Here is a 14,951-nt window from a genome sequence, read left to right on the forward strand (position 1 = left end):
CACTGCCGTTGGCAACCTGATGGGGGCGTTGGTTAAAGGCAGTCTTACCGTAGAAGGACGCCTTGCTGGCCTTGCCTATCGCTCACTCTACCGTATGCACTTGGCGGCAATCCACGGCTGGCCGAGAGCTATGCTGCTCTACCTAATCGGGCAGGCGAACCGGTTTGTGAAGCCGAAGCTCAAGATGCACTAAAGTATCGATCCCATGGAGCTAAGGGGATATTAGACAGTTAGTGTAAAATTAACTAATAGTGCTACCAATAAACCCTGCACATGGAAGTGCCAGGGCGGTAACATTATGAGTCACACCAGCCCATTAATTAAGACCTCTGAACTGAATGCGAGTTCCTCTGTAGATCCAGGCAAAGCCCTTGTTTGAAAATATAAAATGAAAAAACAGTATCAAAAAATCGTTGTACTTACCGGCGCAGGAATTTCAGCTGAATCTGGCATAGGTACTTTTCGCGGTGCCGATGGCCTGTGGGAAAACCATCGCCTGGAAGATGTCGCAACGCCAGAGGCATTTGATCGCAATCCGGCACTGGTACATAGATTTTACAATGAACGCCGCCAGCAGCTGCTATCTGCAGACATCCATCCCAACCCTGCCGATCTCGCCCTGGCCGAACTGGAACAGAAATTCCAAGGGGATTACTTACTGGTTACACAAAATATTGACAACTTACATGAGCGCGCGGGCAGTGACCAGCTAATTCATATGCATGGAGAGCTACTAAAAGCACGATGCAGCCGGAGCGGGAAACTATATCCCCTCAATTCGGATCTTTCGATAGCTGATACCTGTAGTTGCTGTCAGCAGGCGGGAAACCTTCGCCCCCATGTGGTCTGGTTTGGAGAAATGCCTCTGGAAATGGAAACTATCTATCAGGCGTTGTCCGATTGCGACCTATTTATCAGCATTGGCACATCTGGAAACGTCTACCCAGCAGCGGGATTTGTCGAATGTGCCAATCAGGCTGGAGCTCACACCATAGAGTTGAACCTGGAGCGCAGTAGTGTCGGCGATGCCTTCAAGGAACACCGCCACCGACTGGCGTCACAGGTAGTCGATACTTTTATAAAAGAAATTATTAATTAAGATGACTCTGAAACTGCATTTTCTGTCTGCGAGGATTTCATCGGGCCATAGCGCTGTATCAAAGTGGTTACCCCCTCATTATCACGCACCAGGATATAGAGTCGGTCAAACTCACTGGCCTCTCGAATGGGTCGCCCTTTTTCACCGCCGAGCAATTCCGCCAGTTTTGGAGTGGTATTGCTGTGCCCAACCACTAAAATCCGATTTCCTGCCTGCTGCAAAGAGTTAGCAAATTCTTTTAAATCTCTGGGGTTATAAATTTCCACTTCAAGCCCCAGCTCTTTTGACAGAGGCTCAACCGTTTCCCGGGTGCGGTTGTAGTCAGTGCTATAGATAGCATCTATACCCACTCCCCCAAGAATATAGGCGAGTTGCCGAGCACGCTGCTGGCCCACCTCAGTCAAATGAGGGTCGCGACCCACCCCGGGCCCTTTCTCTTTTTCTGCATGGCGTATTAAGTAAATAACCTGAGACTCAGAAGAGTCGGCTAAAACCCAATTTGAAGCCCCAACCAGAACAAAAAGTGTACAGAAAATAAACGACTTAAGTCTTGAAAGCACAGTATAAACTCCCAGGTAAATAACGGGGCAGACATATGCTGAATATAATAAGGTAAGTAAAGAGAGGATGCGGCGAAAATGCCAAATAATGCGATGAATTAAAATCGAACGATTTTTGAAAAAATATTTGATGCCGGATATCCGGCATCAAATTAGTGGTCATCCAGAATTAGATTTTCCACTCTTTTACGGTATCCAGGCCGTACTCATCAATCCACTGGCTCAGGGCCTTAGGATTACGCTTTTTCTTTTCAACAGTAGCGCCGGTATACGGGTTGCGATAGTGACCAGTTTCCAGCTTGGGCTCTGCTGCCTTTGCTGCCGGTGCTGCACGACGGCCGCGACGGGGGCTGTCACCTTCCTTCTTGAGGTGACGGGCAACGCGAGCCTTCAGGGTTTGTACGTAGTCTGCAGGATCTTCATCACCCAGCTGTGCTACCAACCACTCAACGATTTGCTGGCCACGGGCAACGAAGAACTCCTCTTCATCCATGTGGTATTCAGCAGCAAGGTTTACCAGTGCTTTATCATAGGCAATTACGCCATCTTTCTTGCGTTCAGCCTGAGCCATTTGCTCTTGTAACTCTTCGATTCTTGCCTGATGTTCGGCGATTTGTTGTTCAAGTTGTTCGTATTCCTGAAACATTCAATAAACCTCAACGACGGTTATTAAAAAACACAGAGATATATCTGTGGCGCAGGGCGACACAGATTGTTATTTCGGATATACCGTGTAAAAAATCAACAAACACCATGGCTGGCCAATGGCAAGCAATTTAGTGATGTTTAGTCCGGCATATTATGAATTGCCCGATATACATGAGTAGATACCACTACACATCGTGTAGTTCTGGTGTTAGGTATATTCGGCAAATACATTATTAAAAACTAGCCGATTTCAGCTCGGTTCGGCAAACACTCCGAATCACTGATTATATTTTTCGACTGAGGTCGCGAATAATAATCTTTCACCGGCAAATATCAACCATTTGTGTCCCTACCTTTGAATATAATAGGAATAATTCAAAATAAGGGCTAAAAAGTGTAACAAAGGCGGCCATATCTGCAATCTTAAAAGGATATCCCTAGGGAGCGCAATTAGCTATATTGTAGCTGCAGTCGTCAATTGCAAATTAGTCGCTGTGTAACGGTAATCGAGCATATTGCCAAATACAATTGGATACCCAGATCATACTATGTCCACTCACAATAATATCCACCATATACCGACTTTGGCCGCTCTGATGACGCCATTTCCCTACCATATCGATATCAATGCCACGGTAGAGGATGCTCTGGCAATGATGGAGGAGCACAAAGTACGCCACCTGCCGGTAACACGTGCAGGCGACTTGGAGACGGTCATTTCCCGAGGGGATATCGAAAGAGCCAATGCACCGGGACACCGTTTAGAAGAGCAGCAACTTTATGTACATGACCTATGTGCCAGACGTCCCTTTATTGCAGATATCCACGACCCGTTAGATAAAATTCTCTTAGCTATGGCGGATACAGGCATTGGCTCGGTACTGGTTATGCGGGAAGGCGAGCTGGTTGGAATTGTAACTGTGACTGATATTTTGCGCTTTTGTAGCAGGTTTATGGCGGAGTTGGCCCAGCCGGTAGACGATTCTATTGCTTGAGCTCACTGCGATTACAGGGGCCAAACCCAAAGCAACATGGGGATACTCACAACCAGTACCAACAATTCTAGTGGCAGCCCCATTTTCCAGTAATCACCAAATTCAAACCCTCCCGGCCCCAAAATTAAGGTGTTATTTTGGTGCCCAACCGGTGTTAGAAATGCGCAAGAGGCTCCAATTGCGACAGCCATCAGGAAGCTATCTGGATTCACCGCCAGTTGTTCTGCAGTACTCATGGCAATTGAACACATCACTGCCGCAGTGGCGACATTATTCATAAAATCAGACAGCGTCATAGTAACCACCAGGATCAGCCCCAGGGCCAAAACAGCACTGCCCTGAGCCAGAACATCCAACAAAACCTGAGCGACCAAGTCTGCAGCTCCCGTTGACTCCATCACATCAGCAACAGCAATCAAAGTCCCCAATAGCACGACGACGGACCCGTCGATAGAGTCATAAACATTTCGCAACGGCACTATCTTCAACGCCATAAAAGCCAATACACAAGTGGCGAACGAGATTGCTGCCGGTAATAAGCCGAACGCTGCACCAGCGACACCAAGCACCATAGCCAATAGGGCAATGGCCGCCTTCTCCTTGTTGGGAATGCTAATATCCCTTGAGGCCAAAGGCACACAGCCCTTTTCCCTAGCAAAGCTGTTTAGGTTTTCATCGGCCCCCATCATTAACAGAGCATCACCGGCCAGTAATGGTGTCGAACGCAACCGGCGCACCGAGCGGCGCCCCTGGCGCGAGAGTGCTAGCAAGTGAATCTGGTATCTCGCTGCGAGGCGTGAAAACCTCATAGGGCGTCCCACTAAAGGGGAATCTGGCATGACAACCAACTCCCGCAGCTGCATTTCGGTACGATCCGCCAGTGCTTTTATTGGGGTCTTATTCTGAGAATCACTCTCGGTGTTATTGCTACCCGATTGTCGAGCCTTACCCGATGAATCTGCCCCAAGGGCTCCCACTGTTTTCAAACTGAGATTGGACAAGCAGGTGGCAAGGCTCTCCGGCTCCGCCTCAATGACCAAAATGTCACCGCTATTTACTTTATGCCAGGGAGTCGCGGGAGAGACCCTGGCATCATTGTGTACGACACCCACAACTTGGGCATCTTCTGTTCCCAGCATTTTGGAAATTTCACGTAGATTCTTACCGGCAGCTACACTTTTTTCCTCAACAAGTGCTTCTGTTAAATATGTGCCAGTTTCAAAGGAGGAGGCCCCCGTTCGATTGCGCGTAGGCACCAAGCGCCACCCAACAAATGCAATAAACAAAACTCCGGCTATCGCAACTGCCAGACCCACCGGGGTGAAATCAAACATACCGTAGCTACCGGCGCCAGAATCCGCCCGAAAACCGGAAACGACCAAGTTTGGCGGTGTACCTATCAGTGTGGTCATTCCCCCCAGAATCGTTGCAAAAGACAGGGGCATTAAAACCCTCCCCAGTGCCACTTTCTGTTTCTCGGCCATATCCACAGCCACGGGCATTAATAAAGCCAACGCGCCGACATTATTCATAAAGCTAGATAAAAACGCGCCGAGCCCAATGAGTAACAATATGGATACTGAGATACTCCCGCTTTTGCGGACAACTCGTTGTGCAAGTGCATCCATTGCGCCGGTATTTTGTAAGCCGCGACTCAGGATTAACACACAAGCTACAGTCACGACCGCTGGATGGCCAAAACCAATAAAAGCATTTTCCGGGGGAATCAGACCGGTAAAGACACAAGTCAATAAGGCTGCTATAGCAACCATATCGTGGCGCCACCGCCCCCATATAAACAGGGTTATAGTGACACTTAAAATAATCAGGATTAGTAACTGGTCAACAGTCATGGAGAAAGATATCCCTGAATATAAAAGCTGCTCAGATTTCTGTTCAGCTATCTATTCAGGGTATACCCGGGAAATTACATGGAGCGCACTTCTACGCCATAACCCCAGCTACATTAGGGGTACAAAATTCAGGAGAAAGTAACTGCCCGCTCTTCCAATGGATAAAACTGAGTACCTACTTTAATACAAACCCTGGCAGTACTGCAGGAGAACCAACCTCTATATCCAGTGACCTGAATATTTCTATAGGTGCCAACCATCGCCTGGCGCAAGCGTTGAGCCCAAGGTCTTAACTTTTCTCCATCGTAGCCGGAACCACAGGCACAAACATGTAAATTAACGAAATTAGCAGGAAGCCCCTCTTTAACCAAGGTATCTGCTAGCTGTCGAGGCGTGTAGGTTTTCCACTCTCCTCCTTGCCAGTTAGGCATGCCGTTTACATATACTTTTTTCTGCTTGTTGTTACTCGTGGAGCGCTCAGCACCAATAAATTGTCCATCCCCGGCACCCGTGCCATGGGTTACGATGTAAAGGGTATCGGCAGGGTTCAGCTTACTCAAACACTGGTTCACCCACCGATACATGGCTTTTCCAAAACCGGAGGTTACTTTATTGGCCAGGATTTGATTCACCGGTATGCCCCAGGCTTTCGCCAACCCCTCCGCATATTCCTGCATTTCATCACTATTTATCGGGATATAGATATATTTTTTAGCCACGTTTTTATCCTCTATACATGCAGGAGCAACCCGCCCCTAATGTAATCCAAATGCTTCCAGGATTTTTAAATCCGCTGCAATAATTCAGGGAAGCTAAGATTTACCTTCTGTGACCTGGAATCGCATTAGGTTCAAAAAGTAAATGTAAACACTGAGCTATCGAGCAATAAATTAAAAAAGTATTCTCTCATACTGAGCATTAATTTCCGGTGTAAATATCAAACTGTCATCTAACGCTAAGCACATCATATATTGCATATACAAGTAGCTTCTTCAGTTGCCATAGGCCTGGAAAGAAAATGGAGATACAATCAAATACCACCTATTTTCTAAATAAGCAGGAGTGCTACCTTGCGGACCGATACTGCGAATTACACGGACATCTTCCTGAATGATATTCCGCTGATGGACGTACGCGCCCCAGTTGAGTTTGTTCGCGGCGCTTTCCCTTCCGCAAGAAACCACCCCCTGCTTGACAATCACCAACGTGAACTGATCGGGACTGAGTACAAGAACAAAGGCCAGCAAGCAGCAATTGACCTTGGCTGGCGCTTAGCAACAGATGAAGTGCGAAGCTTATGTCTTTCACAATGGAGCGCATTTATACGTAAACAACCCCAAGGTTACCTCTATTGTTTCCGAGGCGGTTTACGCTCCCGAATGACACAAAAACTGCTACGCTCGAATAATATTGAATACCCGATAGTAGAGGGTGGCTATAAAGCCATGCGGCAGTTCCTGTTAAACAAGCTGGAAAAGCATTGTACCCAGCTGCCCTTTATCGTTGTTGCTGGTCACACCGGCAGTGGCAAAACAGAATTAATCCAGGCTGCGCGGCGGTATATCGACCTTGAGGGGATCGCAAAACATCGAGGTTCTAGCTTTGGACGCACCAGTAGTAGCCAACCTTCACAAATCGATTTTGAAAATCAGATCAGTATCGACCTGCTGAAGCTTTCCCTGCAGACAGGTGCTATTGCGATTGAAGATGAAAGCCGTCTAATTGGACGCTGCGCACTTCCTCCAGTATTGCAAACCGCCATGAAGGCCGCTCCCCGGGTTCTTGTCGAGGAGCCATTGGAAACACGGGCACAGCGCATTGTGCAAGATTATGTTCACGAGGGCTTAGAGCGCTTTAAAAGCAGTGAAAAATCAGCAGCTGAATCTTTGGGGGAAGAATTACATCTCAATCTCAATAAAATCAGTAAACGCCTGGGAGGGCTGCGCTACAAGCAGCTCAACGAAGCCTTAGCTTCAGCTAACCAAGAATTACTGAGAACGAATAATAGTGATGTGTACATCCCTATCGTGGTGTCACTGTTGCGGGAATACTATGACGGCAGCTACGACCATCTTATGAAGAAATCGGAACAGAAAATTCTGTATCGAGGCAACTACAACGAAGTACAACAGTGGTTGAAGGAGTCCAACCACTCACTGCAAAAACCAGAATAACAATCCTCAGCTTTTGTGAGCTAGGCGATTTAATTTAAATCTCCGCATTAAAAACCAGTCCCTAAAACTGCGCGGCAGCCAGCGGGCCATCCAGGGCAACAGGCTGCTGCGGTTGCCAATACGCACCAAAGGACGAGCGCGTTTTCGCAGCAGCTCACGCACCAATTTTTTAGCCAGTGTGCTTGCCAATGTAGCATTCTGTTGGGACTCCTGGGCTCGGGCCCTAACCGCCTCTTCCTGCCGTTTATACAGGGAGTCCGGCGGCAAAAGACCGCGCAGGGATGTCTCAGCGTGGCGACCAAATTCCGATGCGATCGCACCGGGTTGCACCGTCATTACCCGAATGCCAAAGGGTTTTAGTTCGAGTCGCAAAACATCAGAAATGGAGTGTAGGGCCGCTTTAGAAGCACAATAGGCACCGGAGAAAGGTGTAGGCATTACACCGGAAACCGAACCGATATTACACACAATTCCGCCCTGCTCCGAACGCATTAAAGGTACACAGGCCCTAATCAAAGCGAGAGGGGCAAATACATTGGTGCGGAACTGCTTTTCCAGTGCTCGCGTGTCCAGTTCCAGCAACGGCCCCATCTGACCGTAACCAGCGTTATTGATCAAAATATCGAGCCGCCCGTATGCCGCTTTTACTGCGTGAACCACTCGATTGATATCCGCCTGGGAATTCACATCCAAGGCCTCTGTAGCAATTCCCAGGTCCGCCAGCTCTTGTAAACTTTCCGGGCGGCGCGCCGTGGCAATCACTATGGTTCCCCGGCGATGTAGCGCCAAAGCCAGTTCCCGCCCAATACCGCTTGAGCAGCCGGTAATTAAAGCCACTCGATCCGGAACCACATAACCCCGCCCAATTTGCGCAAGGCTTTCCGCAGCAAAACTTCGATTGGGGGAACGAAATCTGGAAATGGGCGGCTTATCCACAGGAACTGCTCCGTTTAATGGTCCTATCTCTCAATGGGCGTTTGCAGGTACTCAATCAATCCGAAAACATTGCCATAGGGGTCGAGAAAGCTCGCCATCAGCACACGTCCAGAAACTTCCTCTACATCCGTGTGCTGCCGCACCCCCATAGTACCGAGTCGCTCAATCTGCGCGGCCAAATCCAAAACCTGCCAGTAAGCAACTACACCATCGGCCCGACTGATCGCGCTGCGCGCATCGGCATTTAATCCGAGCTCGCAATCACCAATACTAAATGCCGCATAGCTATCGCTTTCATAGCTGGGTTTCTGTTCGAGTACCTGCGTATACCAGGCCACAGCCTCGGTAATGTTGGCAACTCCGTAGACTGTTTTGCGCAAGCCAAGAATCTGCCCCATTTGAGACACCCCGTTGAGTAATTTTTATCCACTGGGTGGGGCACTCTGGCGCAGTTTATTGCAGCTCTTGCTCCAATTGCTCCAGTAGGTCCAGGGGCTCCACCTCAACCCCTTCCAGTTCGGCGTTCCAGTTTATCCCCACCAATAAGACATCTTCATGCATGCCGGTGAGCCAGTCATCCATAAATTCTTCCAGGTCAATTGCCACTGCCTCATAGTCAGCCCAGTCTCCTTCGCAGTGGTCTTGTGCAAATTCTCTTTGCGACCAAAAGGGCATAACCTCGGTATCGGCCCGCTTTTCAGACTCACAAAGTGCAAAGCCCTCCTCCCCCTGCAGGGCCCAGACGCAGCCCTGGCCTACAGCTTCAGGCAAAAAGCGCGCGCAATTATCTTCAAAATTATCGGTTAGGGTTTCGCTTTGCATAACAACTTCGCTTAAACGGTTTTACCGCAGTTTACGTTAGTTTTCCCGGCCTCAATAGGCCCTAAATTCTGTCGAATACTGCCATCGACTCAACATGATCGGTATGGGGAAACATATCCATGACACCCGCCTTACTCAACCGGTACCCCAACTTCACCAATTCACCGGCATCCCGAGCCAGGGTGGCCGGGTTACAGGAGACGTAGACGATCCTACTGGCAGAAAATCGCGCCAACCCGCGCACAGCCTCCAGAGCGCCGTCTCTCGGAGGGTCCAACAAGATTTTATCGAAACCTGCTTCTGCCCAAGGCGCACCTGCCATTTTTTCGTTTAGGTCGGCAGAATAAAATTGCACATTTTGTAATTGGTTCAAAGCGGCATTGTCCACACCCCGTTGAGTTAAAGCGCCGACACCTTCGACCCCGATCACTTCCGCTGCACGACGCGCCAATGGCAGGGTAAAATTCCCTAACCCGCAAAATAAATCCAATACGCGCTCGGAGGGTTGCGGATCGAGTAACTCAACGGCTCGACTCACCATCTGCCGATTTATCGCAAAATTTACCTGCACAAAATCCTGCGGTTTAAATCTCAGCGTCAGGTCAAATTCCGGCAACTGATAACTTAGATAAGCAGCTCCTTCTGTCGGCCAGATTCTCTCCAGTGAAGCATCACTTCCACCTTGTATATACAGGTGTATACCAGTGCTTTTAGCAAATGCTAACCAGAGCGCCAAGTCCTTATCTGACAGGGGCTTTAAATGGCGGAGCACCAGAGCTGTCACATCATCTCCAACCGCCACTTCCAGATGAGAAAAGTTTGCCCGGCCTTCACTTTCGCCAACAAGTTTTTTTAGCGACCCTAAATGTTCGGCAATTTTTGTATGTAGTACCGGGCACTCATCAATATCTACCAAATCATTGCTGTGCTTTTTTCGAAAGCCAAAAAGCAGCTCGCCACCCTGGGACTTTTTTAATTTGCGAATGCCGATACGGGCCTTGCGCCGATAACCATAGGGATCAGCAGTTAACGGCGGCAGTATTTCTTCGGGTTCAATTCCACCGAAGCGCGACAACTGATCCAAAAGAATTTTTTGCTTTTCAATAATTTGTGCCGATGGCTCCAGGTGCTGAACCGAACAGCCTCCACATGAATCCACATAGGCGCACTGCGGCGCGCACCGATCCGCTGAAGCCGATAGGATTCCCTCAACAATTCCCTCATCAAAACGGCCGCGCCGTGCGGTATAGCGGAATTTAACCTGCTCTCCCGGTAAGGCACTATCAATAAACACCGTTTTGCCACCCACCCGGGCAATACCGCGCATATCGTGACTAAATTTTTCTATTGTCGCTTCAGCGCGGCTCGGCAAGTTTTTTTAACCGGCTTGCGGCCAGTAATAAAACGGGGCTTCTTACTCATAATTAATTGGGAGAATTCAGTACAACTAAAGAATAGAAAAAAGTTACAGGGTCAAACGGTGACCGTTATCGCGCAACCAGCGGCGCAACTCTTTAAACCTGGGGCACACACTTTGGACTAAATCCCAGAAAGCGCGGCTGTGGTTATGGTGTTGCAAATGGCAGACTTCGTGAGCCACCAGGTAATCCACCACCGGCTCAGGAGCGAGACAAACAAGCCAGTTAAACTGCAGCTCACCGCGGATACTACAGTGACCCCACTTGCTTTTGGTGCGACGAACTTTTACTGATGAAATACTTAACCCCAGCTGCTCGGCCAACACATGGGATTTTTGCGTTAACAATGCCAATGCTTCCCGCTGGTAAAGGCGTTGTAAAGCGGTTTGCAGCTGTGTGTTATCGGGCTGGCGATAGCGGGTATAAAGCCTGATAGCACCATCGCCAATACCGGCACTTTTACTGCTCATTGCACGCTGTAAGGGAAGCTGCTGTCCCAGCCAGGGAAAACTCTCACCAAAAGCGTACTGATATTGCGGCACCTGCGCGGCGCGCCGGTCGGCTGCGAGTAACTGCGCTCTCACCCACTGGATATTTTCCTGCAGGAATTCATGCCCATAACGGGCTGCACAGCGCTGTGGAATTCGCACTTCCACACCACCGGAAGACAGTACCAGTCCCAGTCGCTTGCGCCGGCTCGAGCGCACCAAGCGATAGGGAATATCTTCAAAAATAAAATCCTGGGCCTGTTTCAAGCGGGATCTCCACTCGCAACCCAGGAGCTAATACTAGGCACCATGAGCTACAACAGCCATGGTAATGCGAGAAATACAACTGAGTTTACCATTGGGCGCATAGATCAGAATTTCCCACACCTGGCTGCTGCGCCCAATATGCACGGGTTTTGCACGACCTCGAACCTCTCCCTCGGGGACAGGGCGCAGATGATTGGCGTTAACTTCCTGACCGACACAATAAAATTTATCGGTATCCACTAATAAGTTGGCACCTATGGAACCCAGTGTCTCCGACAATACGACATTGGCACCACCATGCAAAATACCGAAGGGCTGGCGAGTGCGATGGTCTACGGGCAAGGTCCCTTCCAGGTAATCATCGCCAATTTCCGTAATTTCCATTCCCAGGTAGCCGGGCATGCATTGGGATATTCCCTGGTTCAGTTCTTCCAGTGAAGGATCTAAATGCCAAATTGCCATTACAATAAATCTCTTGTGCGTGTGATACCGGGGCATTAACCCGGACTTCTTTACTTCAATTTAGGACCAATAAATTTTTTACTTACCAATAAAATAATCTGGCAGAAAAAAATCCAGGGGGATAATAGCCGGGCGTTAAATGAGTGGGGCCAAACAAGCCATAACGAAACAACTCCATATCCAACATCCGCAGCTCCCAGCGAAGGCGGCTGCGCTGCAAGTACAATGCCTGGGCCTGGGCTTCACTATCGGTGTTCCGATAGGCGTAATGCAGGGAGAGCAACTCGCGCTCTAAATTATCCCGACGCCACAAAAGGCGCTGGTAATGCTGCTCTATACGGTATTCGGCGAGACCGCGCTCGTAATTCTGTAAAAACAAATCAGCAGTAGGGCCAGTGCAAACCCCTTGGTAATTCCGTCCCCTACGCCCCTGGTGATAGCCATTTTCTGCAGTGCAGTAAGTCTCTACACCCTCTTCATGGCCCTGCAGCCATGCATCGCTATCCACATGCATATCGTAGCTGTCACACTCTTGGGCAATATCGTACACCAGCGACTGTGAGCGACCGCGAGCGCCGTCTTGCAGGCCCCGCTCATACCAGAGCCCCGCGCGGCACTCCTCTTCGGAAATTACTGCGCAGCCGCTTAACCCCAGCACCAGCAAGGCGAGAAAAAGACGTATTTTTCCTGCAAACATAAAATGGGACTCCCGGCGCTGTACTTCCCGCCTGTTATTGGAATCCAGGTATCACTTAACCAAAGCGCTTGTCGGCGACAAAAGGATTGGTTTGGCGCTCCTGGCCAAAAGTGGACATGGGGCCATGCCCCGGTACAAATTGAACCTCATCACCCAGCGGCCATAGGCGCTCTTTGATAGAGCGAACCAGGGTATCGTGGTCTCCCTGGGGAAAATCTGTGCGCCCGATCGAACCGGCAAACAAAACATCTCCCACCAGAGCCAACTGGCTCGGGCGGTGGAAGAAAATCACATGGCCGGGGGTATGGCCCGGGCAGTGGTGCACCTCCAGTTCCTGATCCCCTACAGTAACCGTATCTCCCTGCTCCAACCAGCGGTCTGGAGTAAATACTTCGACAGCGGGGAAACCAAACATCTGCGCCTGCATGGGCAACTGCTGAATCCAGAAATCATCGCCTTTATGCGGCCCTTCTATCGGCAGCAGGAGCTGCTTGGACAACGCCGCAGTGCCGCCTACATGGTCCAGGTGGCCGTGGGTCAGCAAGATTTTCTCCAGCTTGAGACCGCGCTCCTCCACCGCCGCCAGAATCTTATCGAGATCGCCACCGGGGTCGACAACAGCCGCGCGCTTACTGTCTTCACACCACAGCAGCGAGCAGTTTTGCTGGAAAGGAGTAACCGGAACCAGGTGATATTGCAGCGACATAAGAAAGCGGCCCTTCATCTTTTACAGGAGACTGTTGAGGTAATTGGGGATTATACCGCGAGAGCCTGCTGAGAGGGTTGTGGATGCCGATGAGCGGGCTTATTCACCGTCTTGAGCAGGGAGCGCACATCCTCTATCAGCTGCTCAACAACTATCGGGTTCCGCCAGTAATCCTCAGGGGGCGAGGGAAAAGCCACTGAACCCAAAGCGCCGTGATCGCTCAGCGAACAAGTCTCATAGTCACGGCACACCGCCTGGTTATAGGAGGGGCTCAGGGGTTTAAGGGGCCAGCCAAACAGGTCATTGGGGTGATAAAAATTCTTCCAGCGAAAATTGTATCCTCGGGTATTGGAGGTGACCGCCTGAATTTGCTCCCTGGGTCGATCGGAACACCACAGGGGCATGGTCGACCCCAGGGTGTACCAATGGCTCAGGGTCTTGAGGCGCAAAAACCTCTCACGCGCCGACCCTTTGTGTACTCCTGCGGGACCGCCATCACGCCAAACACCGCAACTGACATTGGGGCGCTGGGCATCCCAGAGGTAATTAGATAGGTTGATACAACCCACCGAATGGCTGATCAATATCACTGGGGCCCGCTCATCAACCTGATCAGCGGCCTTGGCCAGCGCCGTATAAATCTCGCGCTGGGTCTTTTCGTAGTTGCTATCCCGGCGATCCACATTGCCGGACTGCGCCGCTGTCTGCGACATCCCCAAGAGTAAATATTTTCGTGCACGCAGGAAGTCCAGTTCGCGTTTCTGCATACTCTCAAAGGTGCGTTCGATATTGCTCTGGAAGTGCTCCAGACCGGGTAATTCAGCGCAGTAGAGACGCGACCACTCCTCCCCAAGCTCGGTTTCCAATGCCGAGAACAGTGGCTTTGCAAACGTGTTATCCACAGCCCCCATACCCGCAGCAGCAAGGATTACGATATCCGCCATGGCTTCCTCTTCTTATTATTCTATCGGCGCCTTCGCAGCGCTCGGCTTTTTTAATTGAATGAACATTGATGAAAACCCTCACAAGGGGCATTCTCACTGCCAAAGAAAAATCGAAAAAATACTGAAAATGGCGCGAGGGGAAGCTGCACAGTAATGCATCCCTTTACGAGCCAGTGTGGATACATCACAGTAAATATGAACTAACGTACCCACTAGTGAGCCGCAGAAACTGCATTGCGACGGGTTGAGATGACCGATTTAACCCGAATAGTAATATACTGCCCAAAGCTAAACCGGCGCCACTCCAATTTGCCACCCAGTAGGCGGAATCACCAGAAAGCTGGCCTATTACAGTGCTGTAACAATACCCGGGTCCTGGTGCATAATAGTGGCTGTACAAAAATCAAACATTTATAACAATCCCTCCCGCAGCGATGCTTTTAACTTCCAAATACAGCCTGCCGGATTGCCCCGAGCACGCCCTATCGCGCCCGCGCCTGCTGTCGGTTTTGAACCAATGCCACAGCGATCAACTACTGTTGGTGACGGCTCCTGCGGGATACGGCAAGACCACGCTGGTTACCTCCTGGGCCTCACAGCAGGACAACCCGGTCGCCTGGTATACGCTGGATGCCAGCGATAATGAACCGAGCCAATTCTGCCGCTACCTAGTGGAAAGTGTGCACAGGGCGACCGGCAATGGTGTCCCCCAGACTCACCAGTTGTTGTCCGCGCCCCAGCGCCCGGACCCCTCAACCCTGGTGAGCCACCTTCTGTCGGAACTGCGGGGCCTACCCAGCGAACTGCGCATCGTGCTGGATGACTACCACCAGATCGACAACCAGCAGGTGCACGACACTACCCGCTTTTTGTTACGCCACG

The 14,951-nt window shown here is 50.2% G+C and carries 17 protein-coding genes and 1 pseudogene; 5 read left to right on the forward strand and 13 right to left on the reverse strand.

What is annotated here, in order from left to right; all coding sequences use genetic code 11:
- Window positions 1-19: 19 nt before the first annotated feature.
- Window positions 20-193, forward strand: a complete 174-nt coding sequence (locus tag QT397_23945; GenBank protein ID WNZ58616.1) for a hypothetical protein — start codon at window positions 20-22, stop codon at window positions 191-193.
- Window positions 194-388: 195 nt separating this feature from the next.
- Window positions 389-1,099, forward strand: coding sequence for an NAD-dependent protein deacylase (gene cobB, locus QT397_23950; protein WNZ55860.1), 711 nt, complete (start codon window positions 389-391; stop codon window positions 1,097-1,099).
- On the opposite strand, the gene QT397_23955 is transcribed toward cobB, so the two are convergent.
- Entirely contained in the window at window positions 1,096-1,659 is a 564-nt protein-coding gene (locus QT397_23955) for a phosphoglycerate mutase family protein (protein ID WNZ55861.1), read from the reverse strand. The genes cobB and QT397_23955 overlap by 4 nt on opposite strands.
- Before the next feature lie 169 nt (window positions 1,660-1,828).
- Window positions 1,829-2,305, reverse strand: coding sequence for a DNA binding protein (locus QT397_23960; protein ID WNZ55862.1), 477 nt, complete (start codon window positions 2,303-2,305; stop codon window positions 1,829-1,831).
- A gap of 550 nt (window positions 2,306-2,855) precedes the next feature.
- Between QT397_23960 and QT397_23965 the strand changes: the two genes are divergently transcribed.
- Window positions 2,856-3,302 carry a CBS domain-containing protein gene (locus QT397_23965; GenBank protein WNZ55863.1) on the forward strand — a complete coding sequence of 149 codons (447 nt, stop codon included), beginning with the start codon at window positions 2,856-2,858 and terminating at the stop codon, window positions 3,300-3,302.
- An 11-nt stretch (window positions 3,303-3,313) separates the two neighbouring features.
- On the opposite strand, the gene QT397_23970 is transcribed toward QT397_23965, so the two are convergent.
- Entirely contained in the window at window positions 3,314-5,155 is a 1,842-nt protein-coding gene (locus tag QT397_23970) for an SLC13 family permease (GenBank protein WNZ55864.1), read from the reverse strand.
- Between the two features lie 128 nt (window positions 5,156-5,283).
- Window positions 5,284-5,874, reverse strand: coding sequence for a hypothetical protein (locus QT397_23975; GenBank protein WNZ55865.1), 591 nt, complete (start codon window positions 5,872-5,874; stop codon window positions 5,284-5,286).
- 351 nt (window positions 5,875-6,225) lie between these two features.
- Here QT397_23975 and mnmH point away from each other — a divergent pair, with 351 nt between their 5' ends.
- Complete coding sequence (gene mnmH / locus QT397_23980) at window positions 6,226-7,329, forward strand: tRNA 2-selenouridine(34) synthase MnmH (GenBank protein ID WNZ55866.1); 1,104 nt, start codon at window positions 6,226-6,228, stop codon at window positions 7,327-7,329.
- Window positions 7,330-7,335: 6 nt separating this feature from the next.
- Here the strand turns inward: mnmH and QT397_23985 are convergent, their stop codons facing one another.
- From QT397_23985 to QT397_24025, 9 genes are all read right to left on the reverse strand, one after another.
- Window positions 7,336-8,265: an SDR family oxidoreductase gene (locus QT397_23985; GenBank protein ID WNZ55867.1), complete on the reverse strand. Its 930-nt coding sequence runs from the start codon at window positions 8,263-8,265 to the stop codon at window positions 7,336-7,338.
- 23 nt (window positions 8,266-8,288) lie between these two features.
- On the reverse strand, window positions 8,289-8,663 hold the full coding sequence (locus tag QT397_23990) for a VOC family protein (protein WNZ55868.1): 375 nt from the start codon (window positions 8,661-8,663) through the stop codon (window positions 8,289-8,291).
- Window positions 8,664-8,718: 55 nt separating this feature from the next.
- On the reverse strand, window positions 8,719-9,087 hold the full coding sequence (locus QT397_23995) for a DUF2750 domain-containing protein (protein WNZ55869.1): 369 nt from the start codon (window positions 9,085-9,087) through the stop codon (window positions 8,719-8,721).
- 61 nt (window positions 9,088-9,148) lie between these two features.
- Window positions 9,149-10,459 carry a 23S rRNA (uracil(1939)-C(5))-methyltransferase RlmD gene (gene rlmD / locus QT397_24000; GenBank protein ID WNZ55870.1) on the reverse strand — a complete coding sequence of 437 codons (1,311 nt, stop codon included), beginning with the start codon at window positions 10,457-10,459 and terminating at the stop codon, window positions 9,149-9,151.
- 93 nt (window positions 10,460-10,552) lie between these two features.
- On the reverse strand, window positions 10,553-11,260 hold the full coding sequence (locus QT397_24005) for a SprT family zinc-dependent metalloprotease (protein ID WNZ55871.1): 708 nt from the start codon (window positions 11,258-11,260) through the stop codon (window positions 10,553-10,555).
- A 33-nt stretch (window positions 11,261-11,293) separates the two neighbouring features.
- Complete coding sequence (locus tag QT397_24010; protein ID WNZ55872.1) at window positions 11,294-11,722, reverse strand: hotdog fold thioesterase; 429 nt, start codon at window positions 11,720-11,722, stop codon at window positions 11,294-11,296.
- An 82-nt stretch (window positions 11,723-11,804) separates the two neighbouring features.
- On the reverse strand, window positions 11,805-12,419 hold the full coding sequence (locus QT397_24015; GenBank protein WNZ55873.1) for a DUF2799 domain-containing protein: 615 nt from the start codon (window positions 12,417-12,419) through the stop codon (window positions 11,805-11,807).
- A 55-nt stretch (window positions 12,420-12,474) separates the two neighbouring features.
- Window positions 12,475-13,125 (reverse strand): MBL fold metallo-hydrolase, encoded by a 651-nt coding sequence (locus QT397_24020; GenBank protein ID WNZ55874.1) that lies wholly within the window; start codon window positions 13,123-13,125, stop codon window positions 12,475-12,477.
- Window positions 13,126-13,175: 50 nt separating this feature from the next.
- The gene (locus QT397_24025; GenBank protein ID WNZ55875.1) at window positions 13,176-14,069 is read right to left on the reverse strand and encodes a hypothetical protein; all 894 of its coding nucleotides are present in this window, start codon (window positions 14,067-14,069) and stop codon (window positions 13,176-13,178) included.
- Window positions 14,070-14,503: 434 nt separating this feature from the next.
- On the opposite strand from QT397_24025, the pseudogene QT397_24030 reads away from it, so the two are divergent.
- A pseudogene (locus QT397_24030) lies at window positions 14,504-14,866 on the forward strand (AAA family ATPase).
- The last annotated feature ends 85 nt before the right edge of the window (window positions 14,867-14,951 follow it).

The organism is Microbulbifer sp. MKSA007, assembly GCA_032615215.1.
Taxonomy (GTDB): domain Bacteria; phylum Pseudomonadota; class Gammaproteobacteria; order Pseudomonadales; family Cellvibrionaceae; genus Microbulbifer.

Bases quoted from the DNA above. Each gene is read 5' to 3' on its own strand.
- QT397_23960 (WNZ55862.1), bottom strand. From the start codon at position 2,305: ATGTTTCAGGAATACGAACAACTTGAACAACAAATCGCCGAACATCAG.
- QT397_23965 (WNZ55863.1), top strand. From the start codon at position 2,856: ATGTCCACTCACAATAATATCCACCATATACCGACTTTGGCCGCTCTG.
- cobB (WNZ55860.1), top strand. From the start codon at position 389: ATGAAAAAACAGTATCAAAAAATCGTTGTACTTACCGGCGCAGGAATT.
- QT397_23995 (WNZ55869.1), bottom strand. From the start codon at position 9,087: ATGCAAAGCGAAACCCTAACCGATAATTTTGAAGATAATTGCGCGCGC.
- QT397_24015 (WNZ55873.1), bottom strand. From the start codon at position 12,419: ATGTTTGCAGGAAAAATACGTCTTTTTCTCGCCTTGCTGGTGCTGGGG.
- QT397_24020 (WNZ55874.1), bottom strand. From the start codon at position 13,125: ATGTCGCTGCAATATCACCTGGTTCCGGTTACTCCTTTCCAGCAAAAC.
- QT397_23990 (WNZ55868.1), bottom strand. From the start codon at position 8,663: ATGGGGCAGATTCTTGGCTTGCGCAAAACAGTCTACGGAGTTGCCAAC.
- QT397_24010 (WNZ55872.1), bottom strand. From the start codon at position 11,722: ATGGCAATTTGGCATTTAGATCCTTCACTGGAAGAACTGAACCAGGGA.
- QT397_24025 (WNZ55875.1), bottom strand. From the start codon at position 14,069: ATGGCGGATATCGTAATCCTTGCTGCTGCGGGTATGGGGGCTGTGGAT.
- QT397_23970 (WNZ55864.1), bottom strand. From the start codon at position 5,155: ATGACTGTTGACCAGTTACTAATCCTGATTATTTTAAGTGTCACTATA.
- QT397_23945 (WNZ58616.1), top strand. From the start codon at position 20: ATGGGGGCGTTGGTTAAAGGCAGTCTTACCGTAGAAGGACGCCTTGCT.